Annotated in this window: 19 protein-coding genes and 1 riboswitch; of the genes, 11 read left to right on the top strand and 8 right to left on the bottom strand. The window is 68.0% G+C overall.

The features are described from left to right. Window positions 1–93 precede the first annotated feature (93 nt). The gene (locus CA237_RS01065) at window positions 94–1,470 is read right to left on the bottom strand and encodes a tyrosine-type recombinase/integrase (RefSeq protein WP_164523804.1); all 1,377 of its coding nucleotides are present in this window, start codon (window positions 1,468–1,470) and stop codon (window positions 94–96) included. A 302-nt stretch (window positions 1,471–1,772) separates the two neighbouring features. Between CA237_RS01065 and dinB the strand changes: the two genes are divergently transcribed. Together dinB and thiC are read left to right on the top strand one after the other, a co-directional pair. Continuing rightward, complete coding sequence (dinB, locus tag CA237_RS01060) at window positions 1,773–2,861, top strand: DNA polymerase IV (protein ID WP_241215404.1); 1,089 nt, start codon at window positions 1,773–1,775, stop codon at window positions 2,859–2,861. Between the two features lie 147 nt (window positions 2,862–3,008). Further along, window positions 3,009–3,099, top strand: a riboswitch (TPP riboswitch). Between the two features lie 40 nt (window positions 3,100–3,139). Further along, window positions 3,140–5,026 carry a phosphomethylpyrimidine synthase ThiC gene (gene thiC / locus CA237_RS01055; protein ID WP_066692313.1) on the top strand — a complete coding sequence of 629 codons (1,887 nt, stop codon included), beginning with the start codon at window positions 3,140–3,142 and terminating at the stop codon, window positions 5,024–5,026. Between the two features lie 275 nt (window positions 5,027–5,301). On the opposite strand, the gene CA237_RS01050 is transcribed toward thiC, so the two are convergent. Then, window positions 5,302–5,583, bottom strand: coding sequence for a DUF3892 domain-containing protein (locus CA237_RS01050; protein WP_066692311.1), 282 nt, complete (start codon window positions 5,581–5,583; stop codon window positions 5,302–5,304). A gap of 412 nt (window positions 5,584–5,995) precedes the next feature. Beyond that, window positions 5,996–6,232: a type II toxin-antitoxin system prevent-host-death family antitoxin gene (locus CA237_RS01045; RefSeq protein WP_066692310.1), complete on the bottom strand. Its 237-nt coding sequence runs from the start codon at window positions 6,230–6,232 to the stop codon at window positions 5,996–5,998. 89 nt (window positions 6,233–6,321) lie between these two features. On the opposite strand from CA237_RS01045, the gene CA237_RS01040 reads away from it, so the two are divergent. After that, window positions 6,322–7,227: a hypothetical protein gene (locus CA237_RS01040; protein WP_126012379.1), complete on the top strand. Its 906-nt coding sequence runs from the start codon at window positions 6,322–6,324 to the stop codon at window positions 7,225–7,227. A gap of 352 nt (window positions 7,228–7,579) precedes the next feature. Here the strand turns inward: CA237_RS01040 and CA237_RS01035 are convergent, their stop codons facing one another. The 4 genes from CA237_RS01035 to CA237_RS01020 form a co-directional block, all read right to left on the bottom strand. Continuing rightward, complete coding sequence (locus tag CA237_RS01035) at window positions 7,580–7,858, bottom strand: hypothetical protein (RefSeq protein WP_066692303.1); 279 nt, start codon at window positions 7,856–7,858, stop codon at window positions 7,580–7,582. Between the two features lie 44 nt (window positions 7,859–7,902). Next, window positions 7,903–8,634 carry a uracil-DNA glycosylase gene (gene ung / locus CA237_RS01030; protein WP_066692300.1) on the bottom strand — a complete coding sequence of 244 codons (732 nt, stop codon included), beginning with the start codon at window positions 8,632–8,634 and terminating at the stop codon, window positions 7,903–7,905. Further along, on the bottom strand, window positions 8,631–8,936 hold the full coding sequence (locus CA237_RS01025; RefSeq protein ID WP_066692297.1) for an alkylphosphonate utilization protein: 306 nt from the start codon (window positions 8,934–8,936) through the stop codon (window positions 8,631–8,633). The genes ung and CA237_RS01025 overlap by 4 nt, the downstream gene beginning before the upstream one ends. Window positions 8,937–9,076: 140 nt before the next feature. Next, window positions 9,077–10,543, bottom strand: coding sequence for a S41 family peptidase (locus tag CA237_RS01020; protein WP_126012376.1), 1,467 nt, complete (start codon window positions 10,541–10,543; stop codon window positions 9,077–9,079). Window positions 10,544–10,804: 261 nt separating this feature from the next. On the opposite strand from CA237_RS01020, the gene CA237_RS01015 reads away from it, so the two are divergent. The 5 genes from CA237_RS01015 (at window position 10,805) to CA237_RS00995 (ending at window position 18,575) form a co-directional block, all read left to right on the top strand. Further along, on the top strand, window positions 10,805–12,193 hold the full coding sequence (locus tag CA237_RS01015) for a TIGR03013 family XrtA/PEP-CTERM system glycosyltransferase (protein WP_066692291.1): 1,389 nt from the start codon (window positions 10,805–10,807) through the stop codon (window positions 12,191–12,193). A 4-nt stretch (window positions 12,194–12,197) separates the two neighbouring features. Continuing rightward, on the top strand, window positions 12,198–14,249 hold the full coding sequence (prsK, locus tag CA237_RS01010; RefSeq protein ID WP_126012373.1) for an XrtA/PEP-CTERM system histidine kinase PrsK: 2,052 nt from the start codon (window positions 12,198–12,200) through the stop codon (window positions 14,247–14,249). Continuing rightward, window positions 14,246–15,601: a PEP-CTERM-box response regulator transcription factor gene (gene prsR / locus CA237_RS01005; protein WP_066692280.1), complete on the top strand. Its 1,356-nt coding sequence runs from the start codon at window positions 14,246–14,248 to the stop codon at window positions 15,599–15,601. The genes prsK and prsR overlap by 4 nt, the downstream gene beginning before the upstream one ends. Further along, window positions 15,585–17,639 (top strand): tetratricopeptide repeat protein, encoded by a 2,055-nt coding sequence (locus tag CA237_RS01000; RefSeq protein WP_232308024.1) that lies wholly within the window; start codon window positions 15,585–15,587, stop codon window positions 17,637–17,639. Before prsR ends, CA237_RS01000 begins: the two co-directional genes overlap by 17 nt. Before the next feature lie 126 nt (window positions 17,640–17,765). Beyond that, on the top strand, window positions 17,766–18,575 hold the full coding sequence (locus CA237_RS00995; RefSeq protein ID WP_126012370.1) for an ATP-binding protein: 810 nt from the start codon (window positions 17,766–17,768) through the stop codon (window positions 18,573–18,575). 27 nt (window positions 18,576–18,602) lie between these two features. On the opposite strand, the gene CA237_RS00990 is transcribed toward CA237_RS00995, so the two are convergent. Further along, window positions 18,603–20,372 carry an ATP-binding cassette domain-containing protein gene (locus CA237_RS00990; RefSeq protein ID WP_066692273.1) on the bottom strand — a complete coding sequence of 590 codons (1,770 nt, stop codon included), beginning with the start codon at window positions 20,370–20,372 and terminating at the stop codon, window positions 18,603–18,605. A gap of 86 nt (window positions 20,373–20,458) precedes the next feature. On the opposite strand from CA237_RS00990, the gene CA237_RS00985 reads away from it, so the two are divergent. From CA237_RS00985 to CA237_RS00975, 3 genes are read left to right on the top strand one after another with little or no spacing between them, the layout of a single operon-like run. Continuing rightward, entirely contained in the window at window positions 20,459–20,773 is a 315-nt protein-coding gene (locus CA237_RS00985; protein ID WP_066692270.1) for a PepSY domain-containing protein, read from the top strand. 21 nt (window positions 20,774–20,794) lie between these two features. After that, window positions 20,795–21,484: a response regulator transcription factor gene (locus CA237_RS00980; RefSeq protein ID WP_126012364.1), complete on the top strand. Its 690-nt coding sequence runs from the start codon at window positions 20,795–20,797 to the stop codon at window positions 21,482–21,484. Between the two features lie 10 nt (window positions 21,485–21,494). Further along, on the top strand, window positions 21,495–22,862 hold the full coding sequence (locus tag CA237_RS00975; protein WP_241215403.1) for a HAMP domain-containing sensor histidine kinase: 1,368 nt from the start codon (window positions 21,495–21,497) through the stop codon (window positions 22,860–22,862). Window positions 22,863–23,068 lie beyond the last annotated feature (206 nt).

Raw genomic sequence — 23,068 nt, 5'->3', positions numbered from 1 at the left:
CGGATGGATTCTTTCCTCCCTCCACGGCATCCCATGAAGGTAGAGCGTTCGACCTTCCTGTGTCCACGGTGCCGATGGCCTGACCGCCAGGTCCTACTTCGCATTCCCCTTCCGGGCCTTCTTCACCCGTGCATCGTCGGCCTTGCGCTGCGGCCAGGTGGCGCGGATCCGCGTCCACAGCGGCTTCGTCTCGAACCTGCCCAGTTCGGGCAGGTCACGCCCTCCGGGCCAGGCGTCGGGACGCTCCATGATGCCGTCGAGATAGCCGTTCCAGATCGCGATCGCCCGATTGACCGCGGCCTTGCGCTGCGCACGGTTGTACTTGCTCTTCGGGACCTTGTGGCCGAGCGCGAGCTCGATGTCGTCGGTGGGCACGTCGAACGGCTCGTCTGCCAGGATCGTCGCGCCGGTGGTCCTGCTGTCGTGAGGGACCCAGTGCTCGAACGTGAAGGCGGATCCGCTCTTCTCCTCCGCCAGATCGAGGCGCCGCTGGATGTGGGCGTCGATGCGCCTCCGATCCTGTTCCGCACCGACCTTGATCGACTTGCTCCCATCGTAGGTGAAGACGAAGCCCTTCCTCCTCCTCTTGTCGGGGTGGAGACGCTCGATGATCGCGACGACCTGCGGCGGCAGGGTCATGACGACCGGCTCGCTCTGCTTCGTCCGCTCCGCCGGTACGATCCATTCCCAGGTGGCCTGGTCGATCTCCTCCCAGACCATTGCTGCGATCTCCTCCTTCCGCCGCAGGGTGCGGAGGATGCATTCGTACACGACACCGTGCGTGTCGCGCATGTCGCTGCACGCCTCGAGGATGCGCTGCAGTTCGAACAGCTTCAGCACCCGCTCGCGCTCGACCCTGTCGGGCACCTTGTAGGCATCGGCCGCGGACCGAACGATCGTACCCCTCCGCTTCGCGTCGTTCATGATGACCTTGAGGTAGATGAGCCCCCAGGTCCGGGCCGAGATCGAACGCTTCGCGAGTTCGGCGAGGAACGCGTCGATGTCGGACGTGGTGATGCGATCGACGCGGACGTCGGGCATGAGGCCCGCCACATCGCGTGACAGGATGCGCTCGTGCTGCAGGATGAGCGGACGCTGCTCGATCCTGCGCCGTTCGATGTAGTCGGCGACGTACGTCTTCATGACCAGGGATCTGGAGGCGTCGGCCTCCTTGGCCTCCGCGCGACGCTTGTCGACGGGGTCGATGCCACGGCTCTTCTGGAAGGCATGCTCCTGCGCGATGTCGCGAGCCTGCGCGGGAGTCACGTCGCCGAGCCTGCCGATCGTGATGCGGCGCGCGGGCCGCATCGGCACGCGGTACTGGTAGACGAACACGACGATGCCATCGTGTCGACGGTAGGCCCCGAAGCCGAGGAGACGGTCATCCCAGACGAATTCTTTGCGGCCGGGCGCGGACGGCGGGATCGACTTGACGGTGTCCTTCGTGAGGGTGCGGCGTTCTCGCGGCAAGATGGGTGCTCCTTCTCTTGGTCGGAGGCAGGATCGCATCGGCCTGAAGGCGGTGCGCCCCATGGCATCCAGTGCCGTAAGTCGGGACTGCTGCGTACACCTGGGCGGACTTGCAGCTGCCGGAACAGCACCCACCTATCCGGCTGGTGGTCAGTAGCGATCGCATGGCGGCATCGACCGGCCGGGTTCTCTTCCTGTTCTCAGTCTTCGCTGGCCTTCGGGGCAATCGCCGGGTAATCTCCACGGAGGAAACCGGAGCGTTTTGGGTCGATCGTGGTCAGAGTCGTCAGAGAGCTAAGCCATTGAGCAGCCAGCAGGATAAGCCTCCACCCATCCGCAAGATAATCCACGTCGATCAGGACGCCTTCTTCGCGTCGGTCGAGCAGCGTGATGCCCCCGAGCTGAAGGGCAAGCCGGTCGCGGTCGGCGGGTCGAGCGGGCGCGGGGTGGTCGCCGCCGCCTCCTACGAAGCGCGCGTGTTCGGGGTGCGCTCCGCCATGCCCTCGGTCACCGCGCTGCGCCGCTGTCCCGACCTGATCTTCGTCCGCCCCCGCTTCGAGGTCTACAAGGCCGTCAGCCAGCAGATCCGCGCGATCTTCCTCGACTATACCGATCTGGTCGAGCCGCTGTCGCTCGACGAAGCCTATCTCGACGTCACCGCCAACCGGCTCGGCCTGCCCAGCGCCACCGCGACCGCCGAGGAAATTCGCGCCCGCATCCTCGACACCACCGGCCTCACCGCATCGGCGGGGATCAGCTACAACAAGTTCCTCGCCAAGCTCGCCTCCGACATGAACAAGCCCAACGGCCAGTTCGTGATCCCCGTAAAGGCCGGCCCGCGCGTCGTCGCGTCGCTCCCGGTCGGCAAGTTCCACGGCATCGGCCCCAAGACGGTGGAGCGCATGGAGGCACTCGGCATCCGCACCGGCGCCGACCTTGCGGCATGGAGCCTTCCCGACCTGCAACGCACCTTCGGCAAGGCGGGCAGCTGGTATCACGGCATCGCCCGCGCCGAGGATCACCGCCCGGTCCGGCCCAACCGCGTGCGCAAGTCGTCCGGCTCCGAAACCACCTTCCACCACGACCTGACCGACCCGGAAGCGATCGAGGAGCGGGTGCTGGCGATGGCCGACGACGTGTGGGACTGGGTCGAAAAGACCGGCCAGCACGGTCGCACCGTCACCGTGAAGGCGAAATACGCCGATTTCCGCATCGTCACCCGCAGCCGCACGCTCTCCGCCCCCGTCGCCGACCGCGCGACACTCCACGCCACGGCCCGCAGCCTGATCGCGACGCTCTACCCTTTACGCATGGGATTGCGGCTGGTCGGGGTAACGATGGCCGGCTTTGGCGCGGGCGAAGGCCCGAGTGGCCAGCTGGACCTGTTGTAGTGACCGCCCAGCCCGTACCCCCGCGCAGGCGGGGGCCCAGAGCCACAGGCGCCTACGGGAGTTTGCTTGGCCCTGGATCCCCGCCTGCGCGGGGATACGGCGCGCAACACTTTGACGCACCGGCCCAACCCGCCTACAACACCCGCGTCCCCGGGGGAGCGTTCCGTCACGCTTGAGAGGAAGGCCGCAGCCTTCGACCCGCTGAACCTGATCCGGCTGACACCGGCGTAGGGAGGGAGCGGCATCACGAGTCCCGCCCCCTCCGCATGGAGTGGAATATGGCAGACATCCCCGCAAAGACCGAAATCGGCGTAACGACAGGCCCGATCCGTGGCAGCCGCAAGATTCACGTCGGCCCCCTGAACGTCGCGATGCGCGCGATCGACCTCGATCCCTCTTCAGGCGAACCGCCGCTCAACGTCTACGACACGTCGGGGCCGTACACCGACCCGAACGCGCGCATCGACATCATGGCCGGCCTGCCGCAGCTCCGCCGCGACTGGATTCTCGCGCGCGGCGACGTCGAATCTTACGACGCCCGCGAAATCCGCCCCGAGGATAACGGCCAGCTCGGCCCCGATCGTTCGGGCGGCGTCCAGCCCTTGCCCAACGTCGTCAAGCGGCCGCTCCGCGCCAAGGCGGGGATGAACGTCAGCCAGATGCACTATGCCCGCCGCGGCATCATCACCCCCGAGATGGAATATGTCGCGACCCGCGAAAATCTCGGCCGCGAGATGCTGCGCGAGTACGTCCGCGACGGCGAGAGCTTCGGCGCGGCCATCCCCGATTACGTGACCCCCGAATTCGTCCGCGACGAAGTGGCGCGCGGCCGGGCGATCATCCCCAACAACATCAACCATCCCGAAACCGAACCGATGGCGATCGGCCGCAATTTCCTGGTCAAGATCAACGCGAACATCGGCAACAGCGCGGTCGCATCGAACGTCGCCGCCGAAGTCGACAAGCTCGTCTGGTCGATCCGCTGGGGTGCCGACACGGTCATGGACCTGTCGACCGGCCGCAACATCCACGACACCCGCGAATGGATCCTGCGCAACTCGCCCGTCCCGATCGGCACCGTGCCGATCTATCAGGCGCTGGAAAAGGTCGGCGGCATCGCCGAGGAACTGACCTGGGACATCTTCCGCGACACGCTGATCGAACAGGCCGAACAGGGGGTGGATTACTTCACCATCCACGCCGGCGTCCGCCTGCCGTACATCCCGATGACCGCGAAGCGCGTGACCGGCATCGTCTCGCGCGGCGGGTCGATCATGGCCAAATGGTGCCTCGCCCATCATCGCGAATCGTTCCTCTACGAACATTTCGACGAGATTACGGAGATCATGAAGGCGTATGACATCGCCTATTCGCTGGGCGATGGCCTGCGCCCCGGTTCGATCGCCGACGCCAATGACGAAGCGCAGTTCAGCGAACTCTATACGCTGGGCGAACTGACCCACCGCGCCTGGGCGCAGGACGTGCAGGTCATGATCGAAGGCCCCGGCCATGTGCCGATGCACAAGATCAAGGAGAATATGGACAAGCAGCTGCAGGTCTGCGGCGAAGCGCCCTTCTATACGCTGGGGCCGCTCACCACCGACATCGCGCCCGGTTACGACCATATCACCAGCGGCATCGGTGCGGCGATGATCGGCTGGTACGGCACGGCGATGCTCTGCTACGTCACGCCCAAGGAGCATCTGGGCCTGCCCGACCGCGACGATGTGAAGGTCGGCGTGGTGACCTACAAGCTCGCCGCCCACGCCGCCGATCTGGCAAAGGGTCACCCCGCCGCCAAGATGCGCGACGATGCCCTCAGCCGCGCCCGCTTCGAATTCCGCTGGCGCGACCAGTTCAACCTGTCGCTCGACCCCGATACGGCGGAAAGCTACCACGACCAGACGCTCCCGGCCGAAGGCGCCAAGACCGCGCATTTCTGTTCGATGTGCGGCCCCAAATTCTGCTCGATGAAGATCACGCAGGAAGTGCGCGACTTCGCCGCGAAGCAGAACGCCCCGGCGGATACGTTCCTCGCCGCCGACAAGGTGGACGCCGACCGCGCGTTGTTCGCGAACGGCACCGCAGCGGCCGAAGCCGGCATGGCGGAAATGAGCGAGAAGTTCCGCGAGAAGGGTGGGGAGGTTTACCTGCCGGCGGAGTGAGGTGGAGGGTGGGGCGTACACCCCACCCGGCAACCGTTCGTCCTGAGTAGTCGCTGAGCTTGTCGAAGCGACGTATCGAAGGACCGTCTGAGGCGGATGCTTCGATACGGGTCTTCGACTTCGCTCAGCCCCTACTCAGCACGAGCGGTTGTGTTGAAAGTGCCACCCCAAAGATCCTCCCCGCTATGCGGGGAGGGGGACCATGCGCAGCATGGTGGAGGGGCGCGGCCGCGAGCGGGACGGTGGTAAAGCCACCGCCCCGCCGCAACTTCAGATCAGGGGCACTCGGGCAGGCTGAGCAGGTTGTTCGGCTGCTCGCCGTCGTTCTCGGTCTTGAGATATTTGTTGCCCGCTGCGCTTCGGGCAACCTCCACCCACGCAATCGAGCCGCCGACATTGGTGTAGAAGCGCCACCTACCAGTTTCGATCTCGATGATCGCTTGCTGCTGTGTGAGTTTCCAGCGCGTCGGATAACCGCCTCCCACATGGGAGATGCGGTCATAGGCGCTGCTACGATAGGTTTTGTTGATGCATTGGATTTCGGCAGTCTGTGTCATATCGCGCTCCGGCGATCCCGTGCGCAGACGCCTGCACGGTTGATTGCGTCGCGAAGGTCCACTAAACTCCTAGGGCTTACCAAGCACCGGAGAGTGGGCGTCTGCCTCCTCCGCTAGGGGTCACTTCCGTTGGCGCGGTTGTGGCCCCAATTCTTTTGGCCGAAGACAATGGCCAATCGCCATCACCTGCACAGCCTAATTTCGTCCCCGCAAGCGGCGGGGGAGAACCCGGTGTTTGCTTTTGTCCGGGGCGATCCCCACGATAGTTATGAGGGAACCTACGCCACTTAACCCACCAATCAAGTAAAATCTATAAGCGATCTGTATCTGCTTATGTCCGTTCGGACGAATATGAAAATGCGTGATCCATGTTCCAGAGGGTTCGGCAGATACGGCACCGAGGAACTGCGCTTCAGGGGAAAGCTACGCCCCGCTCGAACCCGCGCACCGACGCCAACAACCGCTCAGCATTCTTCGGCGACCGCAGCAGATACAGCGTCTCCTCGATCGACGCCCATTCGCTCGCTGCAATCATCACGACGCCCTCGCCACGCCGGCGGGTGATCGCCACCGGCATCCGGTCGGCGACGACCCGGTCCATGACCGCTTTCAGATCGGCACGCGCGGCGGACAGGCTGATTGATTCCATCCGCCGAGTGTACCGGAACCGACGCCCACTGCAACGCATCCCCCAAAAACCACTGTCCTACAAGTTCCTAATATGTTCCCCTGCCCTCCATGCACGCCAACACCCAGCTCCCGGAGCATTCGCCCGCGCCCGCACCGGCGCTCGACCCCTCGAACCTGACGGTCCCGTCCGAGACGCCGTATCTCGACGCCAACGGCTATGACCCGGCCGCCTATCAATGGGTCCCGGTCCTGCGCAAACCGCGCAGCGACGGCTGGTCCGAAGCCAAGCAGCGCGACTTTATCGAGGCGCTCGCCGATGGCGGATCGGTCGCCGAAGCCGCCCGCGCCGTCCACATGTCGGCCAGCAGCGCCTATCGCCTGCGTCGCTCGCCCGGTGGCGAGGCGTTCGCCCGCGCCTGGGATGCGGCGGTTGCGCAAGCGGTAGGCATGCTGGTCGACGTCGCGTTCGACCGGGCGATCAACGGCACCGTCGAACCGGTGCTCGACGCCGATGGCCGCCGCGTCGGGTCGAAGCATCGCCCCGGCGACCGGATGTTGATGTTCCTGCTCGCCGCCCATTATCCCGACCGCTACGGCAAGCAGCAGCGCCGCCGCCCGGCCCCCGGCGAGGCGGAGGCACCGCCCCCGGCCTCGGCGCAAAGCGTGGCGGCGGCGCTCGACGCGCTTTCCCCCGTCACCCCGGCCGAGCCCGAAAAGCTGATGTCGCCCGCCGATCTCGACGTCGCGATCCAGGTCGCCGACCTCAGTGACGGCCGCCTGCCCGGCTGGCTCGACCCCGATCGCCGTATCGAGCCCGTCGCGCGCAAGCGGGTCGAACCGCCGCTCCACGACGCGCTCGCCGCCGCGTTGGCCGCGCAGGACGACATCTATATCGGCGAACCCGGTCCCTTGGGCGAAGCGTTCGAGGTCGAGCTCGAACTCGCCAAGCGCGGCATCGTCGTGCCCCGCCCCAAACCGAACCGCCGCGCCCGCCGCGCGCAGCGACGAGTGTGAACTTAGTGAACTTTGGACGGGAAACGCGCTGTGGAATTTCAACCGTCGACCCCAACCGCCACGAACGTCACCCCAGCGCAGGCTGGGGTCTTCCGGTTGTAGCGCACGGCAAGCGCCGCTTGAGACCCCAGCCTCCGCCGGGGTGACGGTTCCGTGCGTGAAAACCGCCACCCCTCTCGTCACCCCGGGCTTGACCCGGGGTCCCGCTTCTTCTTCTGCCGCCGTCGCAAGAAAGCGGGACCCCGGATCAAGTCCGGGGTGACGGGACAGTAGCTGGCCGCCGTCACATGCAAAAAGGGGCGCCGCGATCCCGCAGCGCCCCCTTTCGGTCCTTCATGCCGCGTGACGCGACTTACATCGCGTTGCGCACGGCCTGTTCGACCTGGGCATTGTCGTCGTCGTCGGCCTTGTCGGCGGCGTCCTCGCCCATGTCGCGGACGTTCTCAGCCTGTGCTTCCAGCGCGTCCGAAACCTGTTCGTTGCTGGTCATGTCGGCCTGGTCTTCCAGCGCGTCGGCGCGGTTCTCGGTCATCGCCTCGATATTGTCGGCGGCCTTGTCGTCGGCATTGCCACCGCACGCGCCCAGCAGCATCAGCGCGGCCAGGCCGGTCGCCGTCATCATCGTCTTCATGGCAATTCCCTCTTTGATCCCGCCCCTGTGGCGGACAAGCGTGTTCAATCGCTTGGAAGGGCCGATGGTTCCGTCTGCGTATCGAGCGGGGGGATCGCCCAGTCGATGCTGCCGCGTCCCTGCGCCTCGAGGAACGCGTTCGCCTGGCTGAACGGGCGGCTGCCGAACCACCCGCTATGCGCCGACAGCGGGGAGGGGTGGCGGCTTTTCAGCACCAGATGCCGCCCCCCGGCGGAAACGTCGCGGACGAAGCCCGCCTTCTTCTGGGCATGCGCGCCCCATAGCAGGAAGACGCTCGGCCGGCCCTGTTCGGCGACGGCATGGACCACCGCATCGGTCAGCGCCTCCCACCCCCGGCCGGCATGGGCGGCGGCGCGGCCCTGCTCGACGGTCAGCACCGCGTTCAGCAGCAGCACCCCCTGCCGCGCCCAATGCTCCAGAAAGCCGTGCGCGGGCGGCACTACGCCCAAGTCGCTGTGCAGCTCCTTGTAGATGTTGCGCAGCGACGGCGGCACCGCCACCCCCGGCCGCACCGAAAAGGACAGCCCATGCGCCTGTCCCGGCCCGTGATAGGGGTCCTGCCCCAGGATCACGACCCGCACCTTGTCGAGCGGGGTGAGGGAGAGTGCGGTGAACCAGTCGGCGCTGTGCGGCAGGATGCGCTTCCCCGCCGCCTTCTCGGCCTTCAGATAGTCGCGCAGCGCCGCCATCCCCGGACTGGCAAAGACGGGGCCGAGCGCGTCCGCCCAGCTCGGGTCGATCGCGCTCGGGATCATGCCCGCTTGCGCACGAACTCGGCGCGCAGCACCAGCCCCTTGATCCCGTCGAACTTGCAGTCGATCTCCTGCGCATCGCCGGTCAGGCGGATCGACTTGATGAGCGTCCCGCGCTTGAGCGTCTGCCCCGCGCCCTTGACGGTCAGGTCCTTGATCAGCGTCACCTGATCGCCATCGGCCAGCACATTGCCCACCGCATCGCGCACCACGACCGCGTCGTCATCGGCCGGCGCGGCGGCGACCTGCGACGCCGGCATCCACTCGCCGCTCGCTTCGTCATAGATATAGTCGTCGTCGCTCATGGCCTGGCCCTTTCGATCCGCTCACGCGGATGCGGTGCCAGCCCGCTCCCCCACCCATCACCATACTGGCGTAGGTGGTGGGGCGGGGGAGCGGGCCGGCACCGCCTCTCATGATCGAAGGCGTAGCCGAGCGACCACGGTCAGAACAACCCCGGCACCTCGCGCTGCGCCGTGTTCGGCCGGGCAGGCTGCAGCAGCGTGCGCTCGTCGAAGCGCACCGTCTCGCGCTGCGCGCTGCTGCCGGTCGAGGCGGAGATGCGGCTGCACGTACGGCCCGCAAGGAAGTCGAGCGCGCGGGCGACCGACTGTTCGCGATTGTCGCCCAGCGGATAGCTGATGTCGTCGCTCGCCTGGCAGGTATTGGGCACCGTCGTCGCGAGGCCGTCATAATAGGCCGCCGACCGCGCCGAATTCTGCACCGCCAGCGCGACGATGCGCAGCCGGTCGTCGCAGTTCGCCCGGTCGAGCGGGATCTGTCCGACCGGCTTGCCATAAGTGTTGGTGCCGATCAGCGCCATGTTGTTGCCGAGATAGGGCACGAAGCCGTTGATGACGAGCTCGCTGGCCGATGCGGTCCGCCCGGTGCCGATAAAGGCGATCTTGGTCGGGGTAACCGACTGGGCGGTCGGCGCGAAATACTTGACCGTGTTGCGCGACGCCTTTTCGGGACGATAGCTGGTATAGCTATACACGTCGTTCGTCGACTTGCCGCCGCCCATCAGGTCGCCCATCAGGTTCGCGATCGAGATCAGCCCGCCGCCATTGTAGCGGAAGTCGATGATGAACTCGTTGATGCCCTGCGCCCGGAAACTGGCAAAGGCGTCCTTGAGCGGTGCCTCGGCCGAATCGATGAAGGTGCGCAGGTTGATATAGCCGACCTTCTTGCCGCCGTCGGTCAGCACCTTGGCGCCATAGCGGGTGGAGACGGGCAGGAGCGAGAAGTCGGTCTTGGTCACCGTCGCGGTCTTGGTCTCGCCCGCGATGGTGCGGAACTGGAACACCCGCGCCGTGCCCGGCGTATCGGGGCCAAGTGCCGCGTTCAGCCCGGCGGTCCCTTCCGAATCGATGATCGTCGATACGTTGCGCAAATTGCTGGTCGACGTGCCGATCTGCAGGATCTCGGTCCCGCGATCGATCCCGGCGCCCAGCGCCGGCGCGTCTTCGAACGATTCGATCACGAACAGCCGCCGCCCGGTCTGGTCGAGCGCGAAGCGGGTGCCGAACCCGGCGGTCGCGCCCGAGCTGTAATAGGCATCCTCTTCCTTGATCGACGTCAGATAGGTGAAATACCGGTCCTTGCGCTGCGCCCGCGCCGTCGCGGTCAGCGAATCGATATAGTCGTCGACGTTCGAGAACGCCGCCGGATTGGGATTGGCCGGCAGCGTTTCGGGGAAGAGATACCATTCGCGCAGCTGCGCGAGCGCCCAGTCCTGCCGCTCGCGCAGCGAACAGCCCGCCGTGGTCGTCGGGGTGGGGGTCGGCGTGGCGGTGGGCGCCGGGGTCGGCGCCGGACTGCCGCCGGTCACGCTGCCCCCGCCACCACCGCCGCCGCCACAGGCCGACAGTATCGCCAACACGCCCAACGCCGCCCCGATCCGTACCCGCATCACATCCACTCCATGAACTGACGCCAGCCTAGATGGCTGGATGACGAAGGGAAGGGGGATTCGCCGTCCGGTCCCGTTCGAACAGCGACAATGCTGCGCCCATGCTGATCGCCGGCTGAACAGGCGGGACCAGTCGCCACAACTGTTGCGGTCGGACCACAATGGCGAACGGCGTGATCGTGGCGTTCAGTATTTCTTTGCGCTTTCGCGGCATAGCGGGTGGGTGTCGGATTGCCTTACACCTGTATCGGGATCGCCGCGATGATTCGGCTGTTCAAGCATTACATCCCCCATGCCGTGCTGCTGCTCGGCCTGCTCGACATCGCCGCGCTGCTCGTGGCGGCCGAACTGGGCTGGATCACGCGCGCGATGCAGATCGGCATGGCGGTGGAGCCGATCCACACCCGCATCCCGCAATTGGCGAGCTTCGCGCTCAGCCTGGAAATCGCGATGGTCGCGGTCGGGGTGTACGGCACCGACGCGCTGCAATCGGTGAAGTTCGCCGCTGCGCGCCTGATCGTGGCGATCCTGCTGGGCGTCATCTTCCTCGCGGTGCTGTTCTTCGTGGCGCCGGGCATCACCTTCTGGCGCTCGAACCTGCTCTATGCGGTCGGCTTCGCCGCGGTGCTCCTGCTCCTGCTGCGCATCGTCACCGGCACGCTGCTGGGCGGACAGGCGTTCAAGCGGCGGGTGATCGTGCTGGGCGCCGGCCCGCGCGCACAGCGGCTCAAGGACCTCGGCCAGCGCCCCGGTGCGGGCTTCGTCGTCGTCGGCTATATCGCGATGAGCGAGGCGAACCGGGTCATCCCCGAAGCGATCGCCCGCGACGCGATCTACAACCTCGCCGACCATGTCGTGCTGCTCGGCGCCTCCGAAGTCGTGCTGGCGCTGGAGGAGCGGCGCAACGCGCTGCCGCTCAAGGACCTGCTGCGCATCCGCACGACGGGCGTGCACGTCAACGAAATCTCGACCTTCCTCGAACGCGAGACGGGCCGCGTCGACCTCGACAGCGTCAACCCGTCATGGCTGATCTTTTCGGACGGCTTCTCGTCGGGGCGGATGGTGTCGAGCGTGTTCAAGCGGATGTTCGACATCGCCGCCAGCCTGCTGCTGCTCGCGCTGACGCTGCCGGTGATCCTGCTGGCGGCGCTGGCGGTGAAGCTCGACAGCCGCGGACCGGTCTTCTACCGCCAGCGCCGCGTCGGGCTGTACAGCAGCGGCTTCGACATCCCCAAGCTGCGCTCGATGCGCACCGATGCGGAGGCGGCCGGTTCGGCCGTCTGGGCCGAAAAGAACGACCCGCGCATCACCCGGATCGGCCGCATCCTGCGCAAGACGCGGATCGACGAACTGCCGCAATGCTGGAGCGTGCTGATCGGCGAGATGAGCTTTGTCGGCCCCCGCCCCGAACGCCCCGAATTCGTCTCCTCGCTGGAGGAAAAGCTGCCCTATTATGCCGAACGGCACATGGTGAAGCCGGGCATCACCGGCTGGGCGCAGATCAACTATCCCTATGGCGCGTCGATCGACGATGCGCGGCAGAAGCTCGAATACGACCTCTATTATGCCAAGAACTATTCGCCCTTCCTCGACCTGCTGATCCTGCTCCAGACGATCCGGGTCGTGATCTGGTCGGGCGGGGCGCGCTGATGCGATGCTGACCGGGGTCGTCGTCTGGGGCCATGCCATCGCCGCGCTGCTGTTCGGCGCGCTGGCCTTCTGGGCTGCACGCCATGGTCCGGCCGATGGCGCGCTGCCGCGCCGCTGGCTGTCGGTCGCGCTGGCGCTGACCGCCTTGTGGGCGCTGGCGGTGGCGGGGATCGCCACCGACCATCCGCTGACGCATCTGCTGGCCGGCTTGCGCACGCTCGGCTGGCTGGTGCTGCTGTTCGCGATCCAGCGGCGCACCGGCACGCGGGGGGGCGAAGCGCTCGGGCGGACCATGGCTTATGGCGCGGTGGCGGTGGTCGACGTCGCGCAGCTGCTGCTCGAGCTGATCGGCGCGAGCGCGCGCAACGCCACGGTCGCCGGCCTGATCGGCGATGTCGCGACGGTGCTCGGCATGCTCGCGGCGCTGGGGGCGCTGCTGCTGCTGCACGGCCTGTTCCGCTCGACCTCCTCGGCCGCGACCCGGCTGGTGCTGGTGACGGCCGGCGCCTTCTGGCTGATCGACGTCAATGCCAGCATCGCCAGCTATCTGTTCGGCGGCGTCCCGGCCGAGCTGATCGCCGCGCGGGGCGTGGGCGTCGCGGCCATGGCGCTGCTGGTCGGCCTCGCCCTGTCGCGGCCCGGCGATGGCGGCGTGCAATTCTCGCGCACCGCGACCTTCCACACCCTGTCGCTGCTCGGGCTCGTCGCCTATTGCGCGATCACGATCATGGCGACCAGCCTGATCGAGGCGCTGGGCGGCTCCCATGCCCGGATCGCGCAGACCGCCTTCGTCTTCGGATCGACCGTCGCGGTGCTGACCGCCGCCTCGTCGGGCTGGCTGCGCGCGTGGATCAAGGTGAAGCTGGTCAAGCACCTCTTCCGCCACCGCTACGACTATCGCGCCGAATGGACCCGCTTTACCGAAACGCTGGGTGAGCCCAAGGGCGGCGCCCCGCTCGACGAACGGCTGATCAAGGCGGTCGGCGACCTGACCGATTCGCCCGCCGGCCTCCTGCTGGTCGCCGATGGCGATACGCTGTCGCTCCAGGCGTCGTGGTGCTGGGACGGGGCGGCGCTGCCCGACACCGCCGGCGGCGCGCGGCTGGCGACCTATCTCCAGGCGACCGGGCGCATCCTCGAACTCGATCCGTTGCGCGACCACCCCGAAGACCCGGAGCGCGCGGCGGTGCCCGATGCGATGCTCGACCATCCCGATGCGTGGGTGGTCGTGCCGCTCCCGCATCTCGGGCGGTTGATGGGCGCGATCCTGCTCGCCCGGCCGATCCTCGCCCGCTCGCTCGACTGGGAGGATTTCGACCTGCTGCGTATCGCCGGGCGACAGGTCGCCAGCTACCTGGCCGAGGAACGCGCCCAGTCCGCCCTGTCCGAAGCGCGCCGGTTCGAGGAATTCAATCGCCGCTTCGCCTTCATCCTGCATGACGTGAAGAATATCGTGAGCCAGCTGAGCCTCGTTGCGCGCAACGCCCCGCGCCACGCCGACAATCCCGACTTCCGCGCCGACATGGTCGCGACGCTGAACGAATCGGCGACCCGCATGAACGACCTGCTCGCCCGCCTGTCCGAACGCGAACCGCCCCGCATCGAAGCGCCGCGCGCCGTCGCGCTGGCGACGATCGCCGCCCAGTCGGTCCAGCGCTTTCGGGCGCGCGGGGCAGTGGTGGTGGAGGGGACGAGCACCCTCCACGCCGCGGCCGATCCCGCCCGGCTGCAACAGGTGCTCGACCATCTGGTGCTGAACGCATTGGATGCCGGCGGCCCTGATCCGGTGCGCGTGGTGCTGGGGCAGGACGGCGACCGGGTGTGGATCGACGTGGTCGACACCGGCGCCGGCATGACCCAGCAGTTCGTCCGCGACGATCTGTTCCGCCCCTTCGTCTCGTCCAAGCCGACCGGCTTCGGCATCGGCGCGTTCGAGGCGCGGCAGCTGGCCCACGCCATGGGCGGCACGATCGAGGTGGAGAGCCATCCGGGGCGCGGCTCGCGCTTCCGCGTCACGCTGGCGGCGGCGACGCCCACATTGGAGCAGGCGGCATGACGACACGCAAATGCCTGTTGATCGTCGAGGACGATGCCGGGCTGCAACGCCAGTTGCGCTGGGCCTATGAGGGCTATGACATCGTCGTCGCCGGCGACCGCGAGGCGGCGATCGCCGCCGTCCGCGCCGAGGAACCGCAGGTCGTCACCCTCGACCTCGGCCTGCCGCCCGATCCCGACGGGGTGAGCGAAGGCTTCGCGACGATGGAAGCCATCCTCGCCATGAAGCCCGATACCAAGGTCGTGGTGGCGAGCGGCCATGGCGACCGGTCGAGCGCGCTGCGCGCCATCGATCTGGGCGCATGGGATTTCTATGCCAAGCCGATCGACATCGACGCGCTGGGCCTGATCGTCGCGCGCGCCTTCCACGTCCATGCGCTGGAGGCAGAGAACCGCCGTCTCGCCGACCGGATCGAGGGGCAGGCGGTGCTGGGCGGCATGATCACCGCCGCGCCCGAAATGCTGAAGGTCACCCGCACCATCGAACGCGTCGCCCCGGCCGACGTCTCGGTGATGCTGCTCGGCGCATCGGGTACCGGCAAGGAACTGCTCGCGCGCGGCGTCCATGACGCATCGCGGCGCAAGCGCGGCAATTTCGTCGCGATCAACTGCGCCGCCATCCCCGAAACCCTGCTCGAAAGCGAGCTGTTCGGCCATGAAAAGGGCGCGTTCACCGGTGCGGTGAAGACCACCGAAGGCAAGATCGAACAGGCCGCGGGCGGCACGCTGTTCCTCGACGAGATCGGCGACGTGCCGCTGCCCTTGCAGGTGAAGCTGCTGCGCTTCCTCCAGGAACGGGTGATCGAACGCATCGGCGGGCGGAAAGCCATCCCGGTCGACACCCGCATCGTCTGCGCGACGCATCAGGACATCGACGCGATGGTCGCCGACGGCCGCTTCCGCGAGGACCTCTATTACCGCCTTGCCGAGATCGTCGTCCGCATCCCCTCGCTGTCCGAACGGCCCGGCGATCCCGCCTTGCTCGCCCGCCACTTCCTCGACCGCCACGCCGCGCAGATGGGGCTGGGGCCGAAGCGCTTCGCCCCCGATGCGCTGGCCGCGATCGAGGCATGGGGCTGGCCCGGCAATGTCCGCGAGCTGGAGAACCGGGTGAAGCGCGCCGCGATCATGGCCGATGGCAAGGCGGTGACCGCCGCCGATCTCGACCTCGCCAGTCCCGACATGGCGTCCGGCCCGATCAACCTGAAGGCGGTGCGGGAAGCAGCGGACCGCTCGGCGATCCGCTCGGCGCTGGCACAGGCGCAGGGCAATATCTCGGGCACCGCCCGCCTGCTCGGCATCAGCCGCCCGACCCTCTATGACCTGATGAAGAGCTATGACCTGCAACCCTGACCGATCGTTCCGCGCGCTGCTGGGCATGGGCGGGCTGGCGGTCGTCGCCGCCGCGCTGGCCTCGCTCGGCGGCGTGCTGCCGGCGCGTGCCGACGCCGATGCGCGGACCCGGGTCGCGCAGGCATTGGCGCAGTTCGAAGCCGGCCACTGGACCGTGGCTCGCGACCGTGCCCGTGCCGCGACCGAGGCCGATCCGGCATCGGGCTTTGCGCAGGCGGTGCTGGCCCGCACGCAACTGGCGCTGGGCGACGGGGCGGGGGCGCAGGCATCGCTCGACCGCGCGACCAAGGCCGGGTTCGCTGTCGCCCGCGCGCATCAGCTCTACGCCCATGCCCGCTTGCTGCAGGGCGATCCTGCCGGCGCGATTGCCGAGGCCGACCGCACCACCCCGCGCTATCGCGGCTATGCCACGACCATCCGCGCCCAGGCGCTGGCGGCCGGCGGCGATGTCCGCGCCGGGCTGTCGACGCTGGAAGACCGGGTCGCAGCAGCCCCGCGCGACGCATTTGCGTGGGTCGCGCTCGGCCGGATGCAGCAGGATGCGGGCGACATGGTCGGCGCGATCAACGCCAGTGCCGCCGCCGTCCGCGCCGACCCCGCCTCGCCCGACGCGCTGCGGCTCCGGGCACAGACGATGCGGACGCAATATGGCCTCGTCGCCGCGCTGCCATGGTTCGAATCGGCCTTGGCGCGCGACCCCTACGCCCATGACACGTTGATCGACTATGCCGCGACGCTCGGCGATGTTGGGCGCGCCCGCGACATGCTGGTGGCGGTACGCCGGGCGATGGCGGTGCGGCCGGGCAGTCCGCAGGGGCTGTACCTGCAATCGGTGCTCGCGGCGCGCGCCGGCGACCTCGCGACCGCGCGCAGCGTGCTGGACAAGGCGGGGCGGGGGCTGGCGGGCATGCCCGGCGCGCTGCTGCTCAGCGGCTCGATCGGCCTCGCCGCCGGCGAAGAGGCACAGGCGGCTATCCCCTTACGCGAACTCGTCGCACGGCAACCGACTAACATCACCGCGCGCAAGCTGCTGGCGCTGGCGCTGCTGCAAACCGATTCGGCGCGCGAGGCGTTCGACACCATCCTGCCGGTCGCCTCGCGCAGCGATGCCGACAGCTACACACTGCTGCTCGCCGCCCGCGCGCTGGAGCGGATCGGCGACCGCGCCAATGCCGCGCCGCTGTTCGACCGTGCCGCCGCCCTGACCCGCGGCCGCTCGGGTGCCTTTGCCACCGGCGAGAATCTCGCGACGCTCGCCAACGACGCGGCCGCCGCGCCGGGCAATCCGGCGGCGGCGCTGCCCTATGTCCGCGCGCTGTCGGCAAGCGGCGATGCGGCCGGCGCCCTGTCGGCGGCGCAGGCGCTGGCCGATGCCAATTCCGGCTCGCCCGCCGCACAACTGGTGCTGGGCGATGCGCTGGCCGGGGCGGGGCGGATGGGAGAGGCGGCGACCGCCTATGCCCGTGCCGCCGCCACTCGCTTCGACGAAGCCACGATGCTGCGGCTGGTCGATGCCCGCGACCGCGCCGGGCAGCGCGATCAGGCGAGCGCCACCCTGTCGCTGTTCCTGACCCAGAACCCCGGCAATGTCGTCGCGCTCCGCCTGCTGGGCGAATGGCAGGTCGCGGCGGGTGAGCATGACGCGGCGATCGAGACGCTCGAGCGCTTGCGCGAACGCATCGGCGATCGCGACGCGGCGGTGCTGGCGCTGCTCGCCTTCGCCTATGCCGGCGCGGGCGAGCCGGAGGCGGCACAGGGCTATGCCAGCGCGGCCTATGCGCTCGCTCCGTCCAACCCGATGACGGCCGATGCGCTCGGCTGGGCGCTCTATGCCGGTGACAATGTGGGGGCAGCGGTGCCGCTGGCGGTCAAGGCGGTGCGGCTGTCGCCCGGCGATGCCACGATCCGCTGGCACATGGCCCAGATCGCCGACGCCGCCGGCAACCGCCCGGTCGCCATCGCCAATGCGCAGGCGGCACTGGCCGACGCCCGCTTCGCCGACCGCGCAGCGGCACAAACGCTGATCGCCGGGAGCTGAGATCACCAAACCCGTCACCCCGGACTTGATCCGGGGTCCCGCTTCTTCTTCTGCGTTCGATCAAAGGCGGGACGTCGGCGCAAGGCCGGGATGACGTGCCCTGGGCCTTTGCGCTAGGGCCGCCCCATGACCGACCCGCTGCTCCGCATCGCCGAGGCGCTCGAACGCCTGTCGCCTCCGCCGCCACCCGCCGCCGATCCGCTGGGCCATCCCGCCTATGGCTGGGACGGCATGGTGCTGCGTGCGGCACGCAGCTTCCGCCCGCTTCCGCTCGACCGGCTGGTCGGCATCGACGCGCAGAAGACGGCGTTGACCGACAATCTCACCCGGCTGGCGGCCGGCGCGGCGGCGCATGACGTGCTGCTCTGGGGCGCACGCGGCACCGGCAAGTCGGCACTGGTCAAGGCCGCGGTCGGGCAGGTGCAGGCGACCGGCGGCGCACTGGCGCTGGTCGAGGCACCGGCCAACGCGCTGGCCGGACTGCCCCGCCTGTTCGCGCTGCTGGCCGCCGTGCCGCGCGCCTTTGCGGTATTCGTCGACGATCTCGGCTTCGACACCCCTGCCGATGGCCGCGCGCTGCGCTCGCTGCTGGAGGGTGGCACCGAGGGACGGCCCGGCAACGTCCGCCTGATCGTCACCGCCAACCGCCGCCACCTCGTACCCCGCGACCCCAAGGAACAGGACAGCGCCATCAACCCGCGCGACGGCATCGACGATGCGCTGGCACTCGCCGACCGCTTCGGCCTGTCCTTGGGCTTCCACGTCGTCGATCAGGACCATTATGTCGCGATCGTCGAACGCTATTGCGCCGCCTATAACCTGCCGTTCGATGCGCAGGAAGCGATCAACTGGGCGACAAAGCGCGGCAGCCGCTCGGGCCGGGTGGCGTGGCAATATGTGACCGACCTGGCCGGCCGGCACGGGAAAGCGGTGTAAAGGTCCTTCCCCGCACGGGGAGGAGCCTTACGCCTCGGCCATCTCGGCCAGCGCCAGCCAGCGTTCCTCGGCGGCATCCTTCTCCGCGCGTGCCTTGTCGATCTGCGCGGTGAGCGCGGCGAAGCGCTTCGGGTCCTTCGTGTACAGCGCCGGATCGGCCAGCAGCGCCTCGTCCCGCGCGATCGCCGCCTCCAGCTCCTCGATCCGGCCGGGCAGCAGGTCGAGGTCGCGCTGGTCCTTGTAGCTCATCTTGGTCGATTTGGGCTTCGCTACCGCCTCGACCGGCTTGGCGACCTTCGCCTTCGCCACCGTCCGCTCGCGCCGCTTCGCGACCCAGTCGGCATAGCCGCCCGGCACGACATCGACATGGCCCGAACCATCCAGCCCCAGCGTCACCGTCACCGTCCGGTCGAGAAAGTCGCGGTCGTGGCTGACGATCAGCACGGTCCCGGCATAATCGCCGATCACCTCCTGCAACAGATCGAGCGTCTCGAGGTCGAGGTCGTTGGTCGGTTCGTCCAGCACCAGCAGGTTCGACGGCCGCGCAAATTCCCGCGCCAGCAGCAGCCGCGACCGCTCGCCCCCCGACAGCGTGCCGATCCGCGCCTCGGCGATCGACGGATCGAACAGGAATTCCTTCAGATAGCCATGGACGTGCTTCTTGGAGCCATTGACCTCGATCCAGTCGCCACCGTCCGCCAGTACGTCGCGCACCCGCTTTTCCGGTGCCATCAGCTTGCGCTGCTGATCGATGACGATCCCGTCCAGCGTCTGCGCGCGCATGATCTTGCCCGCGTCCGGGTCCAGATCGCCGGTCAGCAGCCGCAGCAGCGTCGTTTTGCCCGCACCATTGCCGCCGACGATGCCGATCCGGTCGCCGCGCCGCACCCGCAGCGAAAAGTCCTTGAGGACCGTCCGGTCGCCGAACGCCTTGGTCACATGCTCGGCGTCGATCACGACCTTGGTCTTGGTATCGTCGGCTTCGACCTGGATCTTGGCCGTGCCCTGCGGCCCCTGCATCGCCGCGCGCTGGGCGCGCAGTTCATGCAGCTTTTCCAGCCGCCCCATGTTGCGCTTGCGTCGCGCGGTGACGCCACGGTGGAGCCAATGCTCCTCGATCTTGAGCTTCGCGTCGAGCCGTTGCGCGGCGCGCTCCTCTTCGGCGGCGGCCTGTTCCATCCATGCCTCGAACCCGCCGAACCCGATCTCCGCCCGACGGATACCACCGCGGTCGAGCCACAAGGTCGACTTGGTCAGCCGCGTCAGGAAGGTCCGGTCGTGGCTGATGACGATGAACGCGCCATTATAGCGGTTCAGCCATTCCTCGAGCCATTCGATTGCCGACAGGTCGAGATGGTTGGTCGGTTCGTCGAGCAGCAGCACGTCGGGATTCTCGGCCAGCGCGCGGGCGATCGCTGCCCGCCGCCGCTCGCCTCCGGAAGCGGTGGCGGCTTCGCGGTTCAGGTCGATGCCCAGCTGGTCGGCGATCGCATCGACCTCATGCTCGGCCGGCGCCCGCGGCCCCCTGAGCGCAAAGTCGCGCAAGGTCGCGTAGCCATCGACCTTCGGGTCCTGCTCCAGCAGCACGACATGGGTGCCCGGCACGATCGTCCGGCGCCCCTCGTCGGCATCGATTCCCCCCGCGATCAGCTTCAGCAGCGTCGTCTTGCCCGCCCCGTTGCGCCCGATCAGCGCCAGCCGGTCGCGTGTGCCGACATGGATGTCGAGCCCGCGAAACAGCCAGCCATTGCCCTGGATCAATCCAAGGCCCTCATAGGACAATATCGGTGCAGCCATGTGTGGCAGGTAAGCCGCACTCGCGAACGAAGCAAGTTACGCCAGCCTGTCTGCCCTATTCACGGGCTGTTCAACGCGTTGCCCCTATGCCACGCCTCATGTCGATGGTCGTTCGGTTCCTTGTGCTGGGATTGCTGGCGGTGTCGGGAAATGCGCAGGCATTGCCCGACCAGGTGCTGCGCGATCACCAGGCCGCGCGCACCGCGCGGGCGGAGGGCCGCATCCTGCCGATGCGCGAGATCGAACGCCGCGTCCTGCCACAGATGCGCGGTGCCCAGTATCTCGGCTTCGACTATGATCCCGATCGCGGGATTTACACGCTCAAATTCCTGCGCGATGGGGCGGTGATCTGGGTCGATGTCGATGCCCGGACCGGTCAGGTTACCGGCCGCAGCCGTTAAGCAACTAGGGGAGAACAGCCGATGCGCGTCCTGATCGTCGAGGACGAACCCAATCTCGGCCGCCAGCTGCGCGCCACGCTGGAGGGTGCGGGCTATGCCGTCGACCTCGCCACCGATGACGAGGAGGGGCATTTCCTCGGGTCCACCGAAACCTATGACGCGATCATCCTCGACCTGGGGCTTCCCGAGGTCGACGGGCTGACCGTGCTCGATCGCTGGCGCAAGGAAGGGCGCACCGCCCCCGTGCTGGTGCTGACCGCGCGCGACAGCTGGTCGGACAAGGTCGCCGGGCTGGATGCGGGCGCCGACGACTATGTCGCCAAGCCGTTCCAGACCGAGGAACTGATCGCCCGCCTGCGGGCGCTGATCCGCCGCGCCTCGGGCAATGCCTCGGCCGAACTGACCGCCGGCGACATCCGCCTCGACACCCGCTCGGGCAAGGTGATCAAGGCCGGCGAACCGGTGAAGCTGACCGCGCAGGAATACAAGCTCCTGTCCTACCTGCTCCACCACAAGGGCAAGGTGGTCAGCCGCACCGAGCTGATCGAGCATATCTACGACCAGGATTTCGACCGCGATTCGAACACGATCGAGGTGTTCGTGACGCGCATCCGCAAGAAGCTGGGCGCCGACCTCATCACGACGATCCGGGGTCTGGGCTACAGCCTCGACGAACCGGGCGCGCCGAAGCCGGCGGGCGCGGAGGACTGAGCGCAGCGTCATGGCGAGCAGCGCCGATCCTGCCCCGCGCACCTATGTCCGGGTGACGGGATCGCTGTCGCGGCGGATGATCCTCGTCGCGGCGCTGTGGATCATGCTGCTGCTGGCCGGTGGCGGCTTCGCGCTCGACCGGGTGCTGGTGTCGGCGGTGACCCGCAACACCGATGACGGGCTCGAATATCTGCTCAATTCGCTGATCGTGTCGGCGGAGATCGATTCGACGGGCGAGGTGACGTTCAACCGCCAGCTGTCGGACCAGCGCTTCCTCGAACCCTATTCCGGCCTCTACTGGCAGGTGAGCGGGCCGGGGCACGAGACCTGGCCGTCGCGGTCGCTGTGGGACCGCAAACTGCCGGTCGATGGCAAGCGCTATACCGACGTCCATGTCTATGACGCGCGGCCGTTCCCCGACCAGAAGCTGCGCATCGTCGAACGCGACCTGACATTGCCCGGATCGCCGACCGTCTGGCGGTTTCAGGTGGCCGAATCGCGCGACGTGCTCGACGGGTTGATCGCGGCTTTGCGCAAGACGCTGGTGCGCTCGTTCGCGCTGCTGGGGCTGGGGCTGATCGTCATGGCGACGCTCCAGACCTGGTACGGCCTGCTCCCCTTGCGCGCCGTTCGCGATGCGATCGCCCGGTTACGCGCAGGCCAATCGGCGCGGGTCGAAGGGGCGATGCCGGCCGAGGTCGCGCCGCTGGTCGAGGAACTGAACGCGCTGGTCGAACATAACGACAAGCAGGCGGAGGAGGCGCGGCGCCATGCCGGCAACCTTGCCCATGCGCTGAAAACCCCGCTGACCGTCATCATGAATGCCTCCGCCGCGGGACAGGACGACCTTGCCGACACGGTGATCCGCGAAGCGCGGACGATGCGCCGGCAGGTCGACCACCACCTCGCCCGCGCCCGCGCGGTCGGGCGGCGCGGATCGGCACACAGCCGGGCGGACGTATGGGCCTCGGTCGAGGCGGTCGAACGCGCCGTCGCCCGGCTCTATCCCAATGTCCGCATCGACGTGGACGGGCAGAAGGACCTGATCGCCCGGATCGAGCGGCAGGACCTCGACGAAATCCTCGGCAACCTGGTCGAGAATGCCGCCAAATATGGCGGCGGCAGCGTCTTCGTCACCGCGCGTGCCGATGCGGGCTTCGTCGAACTGCTGGTCGAGGACGACGGTCGCGGCATTCCGGAGGCGGACCGGCTGCGCATTTTCGATCGCGGCGTGCGGCTCGATTCGGGCAAACCCGGCACCGGTCTCGGCCTCGCCATCGTGCGCGACGTGGCGGAGATTTACGAGGGTACAGCGTCGCTCGAGGAGAGCGAGGATCTGGGCGGGTTGCTGGTGCGGCTGAGGTTGCCGTCGGCGTAACCCCCGTCTCCCTCCGTTCGGTTCGAGCAGCTTCGAGCTTGTCGAGAAGCGCCCGTCGAGAACCATGCGTTTGGGGCAACCCCTTCTCGACTACGGTTCTCGACAGGCTCGAACCTGCGCTCGAAGCAAACGGGGGTGGAGGAAACGGGGCACCCAACCTTGCCTTTCCCCCCAAACTCCCCTATGCGCCCGCGCTTGTTCGTGCC

Source organism: Sphingomonas sp. ABOLH (genome assembly GCF_003951715.1).
GTDB classification, from domain to species: domain Bacteria; phylum Pseudomonadota; class Alphaproteobacteria; order Sphingomonadales; family Sphingomonadaceae; genus Sphingomonas; species Sphingomonas hankookensis_A.
This window is presented reverse-complemented; position numbering and strand designations above follow the sequence as displayed.

Bases quoted from the DNA above. Each gene is read 5' to 3' on its own strand.
- thiC (WP_066692313.1), top strand. From the start codon at position 3,140: ATGGCAGACATCCCCGCAAAGACCGAAATCGGCGTAACGACAGGCCCG.
- CA237_RS01050 (WP_066692311.1), bottom strand. From the start codon at position 5,583: ATGACACAGACTGCCGAAATCCAATGCATCAACAAAACCTATCGTAGC.
- CA237_RS01045 (WP_066692310.1), bottom strand. From the start codon at position 6,232: ATGGAATCAATCAGCCTGTCCGCCGCGCGTGCCGATCTGAAAGCGGTC.
- CA237_RS01040 (WP_126012379.1), top strand. From the start codon at position 6,322: ATGCACGCCAACACCCAGCTCCCGGAGCATTCGCCCGCGCCCGCACCG.
- CA237_RS01035 (WP_066692303.1), bottom strand. From the start codon at position 7,858: ATGAAGACGATGATGACGGCGACCGGCCTGGCCGCGCTGATGCTGCTG.
- ung (WP_066692300.1), bottom strand. From the start codon at position 8,634: ATGATCCCGAGCGCGATCGACCCGAGCTGGGCGGACGCGCTCGGCCCC.
- CA237_RS01025 (WP_066692297.1), bottom strand. From the start codon at position 8,936: ATGAGCGACGACGACTATATCTATGACGAAGCGAGCGGCGAGTGGATG.
- CA237_RS01020 (WP_126012376.1), bottom strand. From the start codon at position 10,543: ATGCGGGTACGGATCGGGGCGGCGTTGGGCGTGTTGGCGATACTGTCG.
- CA237_RS01015 (WP_066692291.1), top strand. From the start codon at position 10,805: ATGATTCGGCTGTTCAAGCATTACATCCCCCATGCCGTGCTGCTGCTC.
- prsK (WP_126012373.1), top strand. From the start codon at position 12,198: ATGCTGACCGGGGTCGTCGTCTGGGGCCATGCCATCGCCGCGCTGCTG.
- prsR (WP_066692280.1), top strand. From the start codon at position 14,246: ATGACGACACGCAAATGCCTGTTGATCGTCGAGGACGATGCCGGGCTG.
- CA237_RS01000 (WP_232308024.1), top strand. From the start codon at position 15,585: ATGACCTGCAACCCTGACCGATCGTTCCGCGCGCTGCTGGGCATGGGC.
- CA237_RS00995 (WP_126012370.1), top strand. From the start codon at position 17,766: ATGACCGACCCGCTGCTCCGCATCGCCGAGGCGCTCGAACGCCTGTCG.
- CA237_RS00990 (WP_066692273.1), bottom strand. From the start codon at position 20,372: ATGGCTGCACCGATATTGTCCTATGAGGGCCTTGGATTGATCCAGGGC.
- CA237_RS00985 (WP_066692270.1), top strand. From the start codon at position 20,459: ATGCCACGCCTCATGTCGATGGTCGTTCGGTTCCTTGTGCTGGGATTG.
- CA237_RS00980 (WP_126012364.1), top strand. From the start codon at position 20,795: ATGCGCGTCCTGATCGTCGAGGACGAACCCAATCTCGGCCGCCAGCTG.
- CA237_RS00975 (WP_241215403.1), top strand. From the start codon at position 21,495: ATGGCGAGCAGCGCCGATCCTGCCCCGCGCACCTATGTCCGGGTGACG.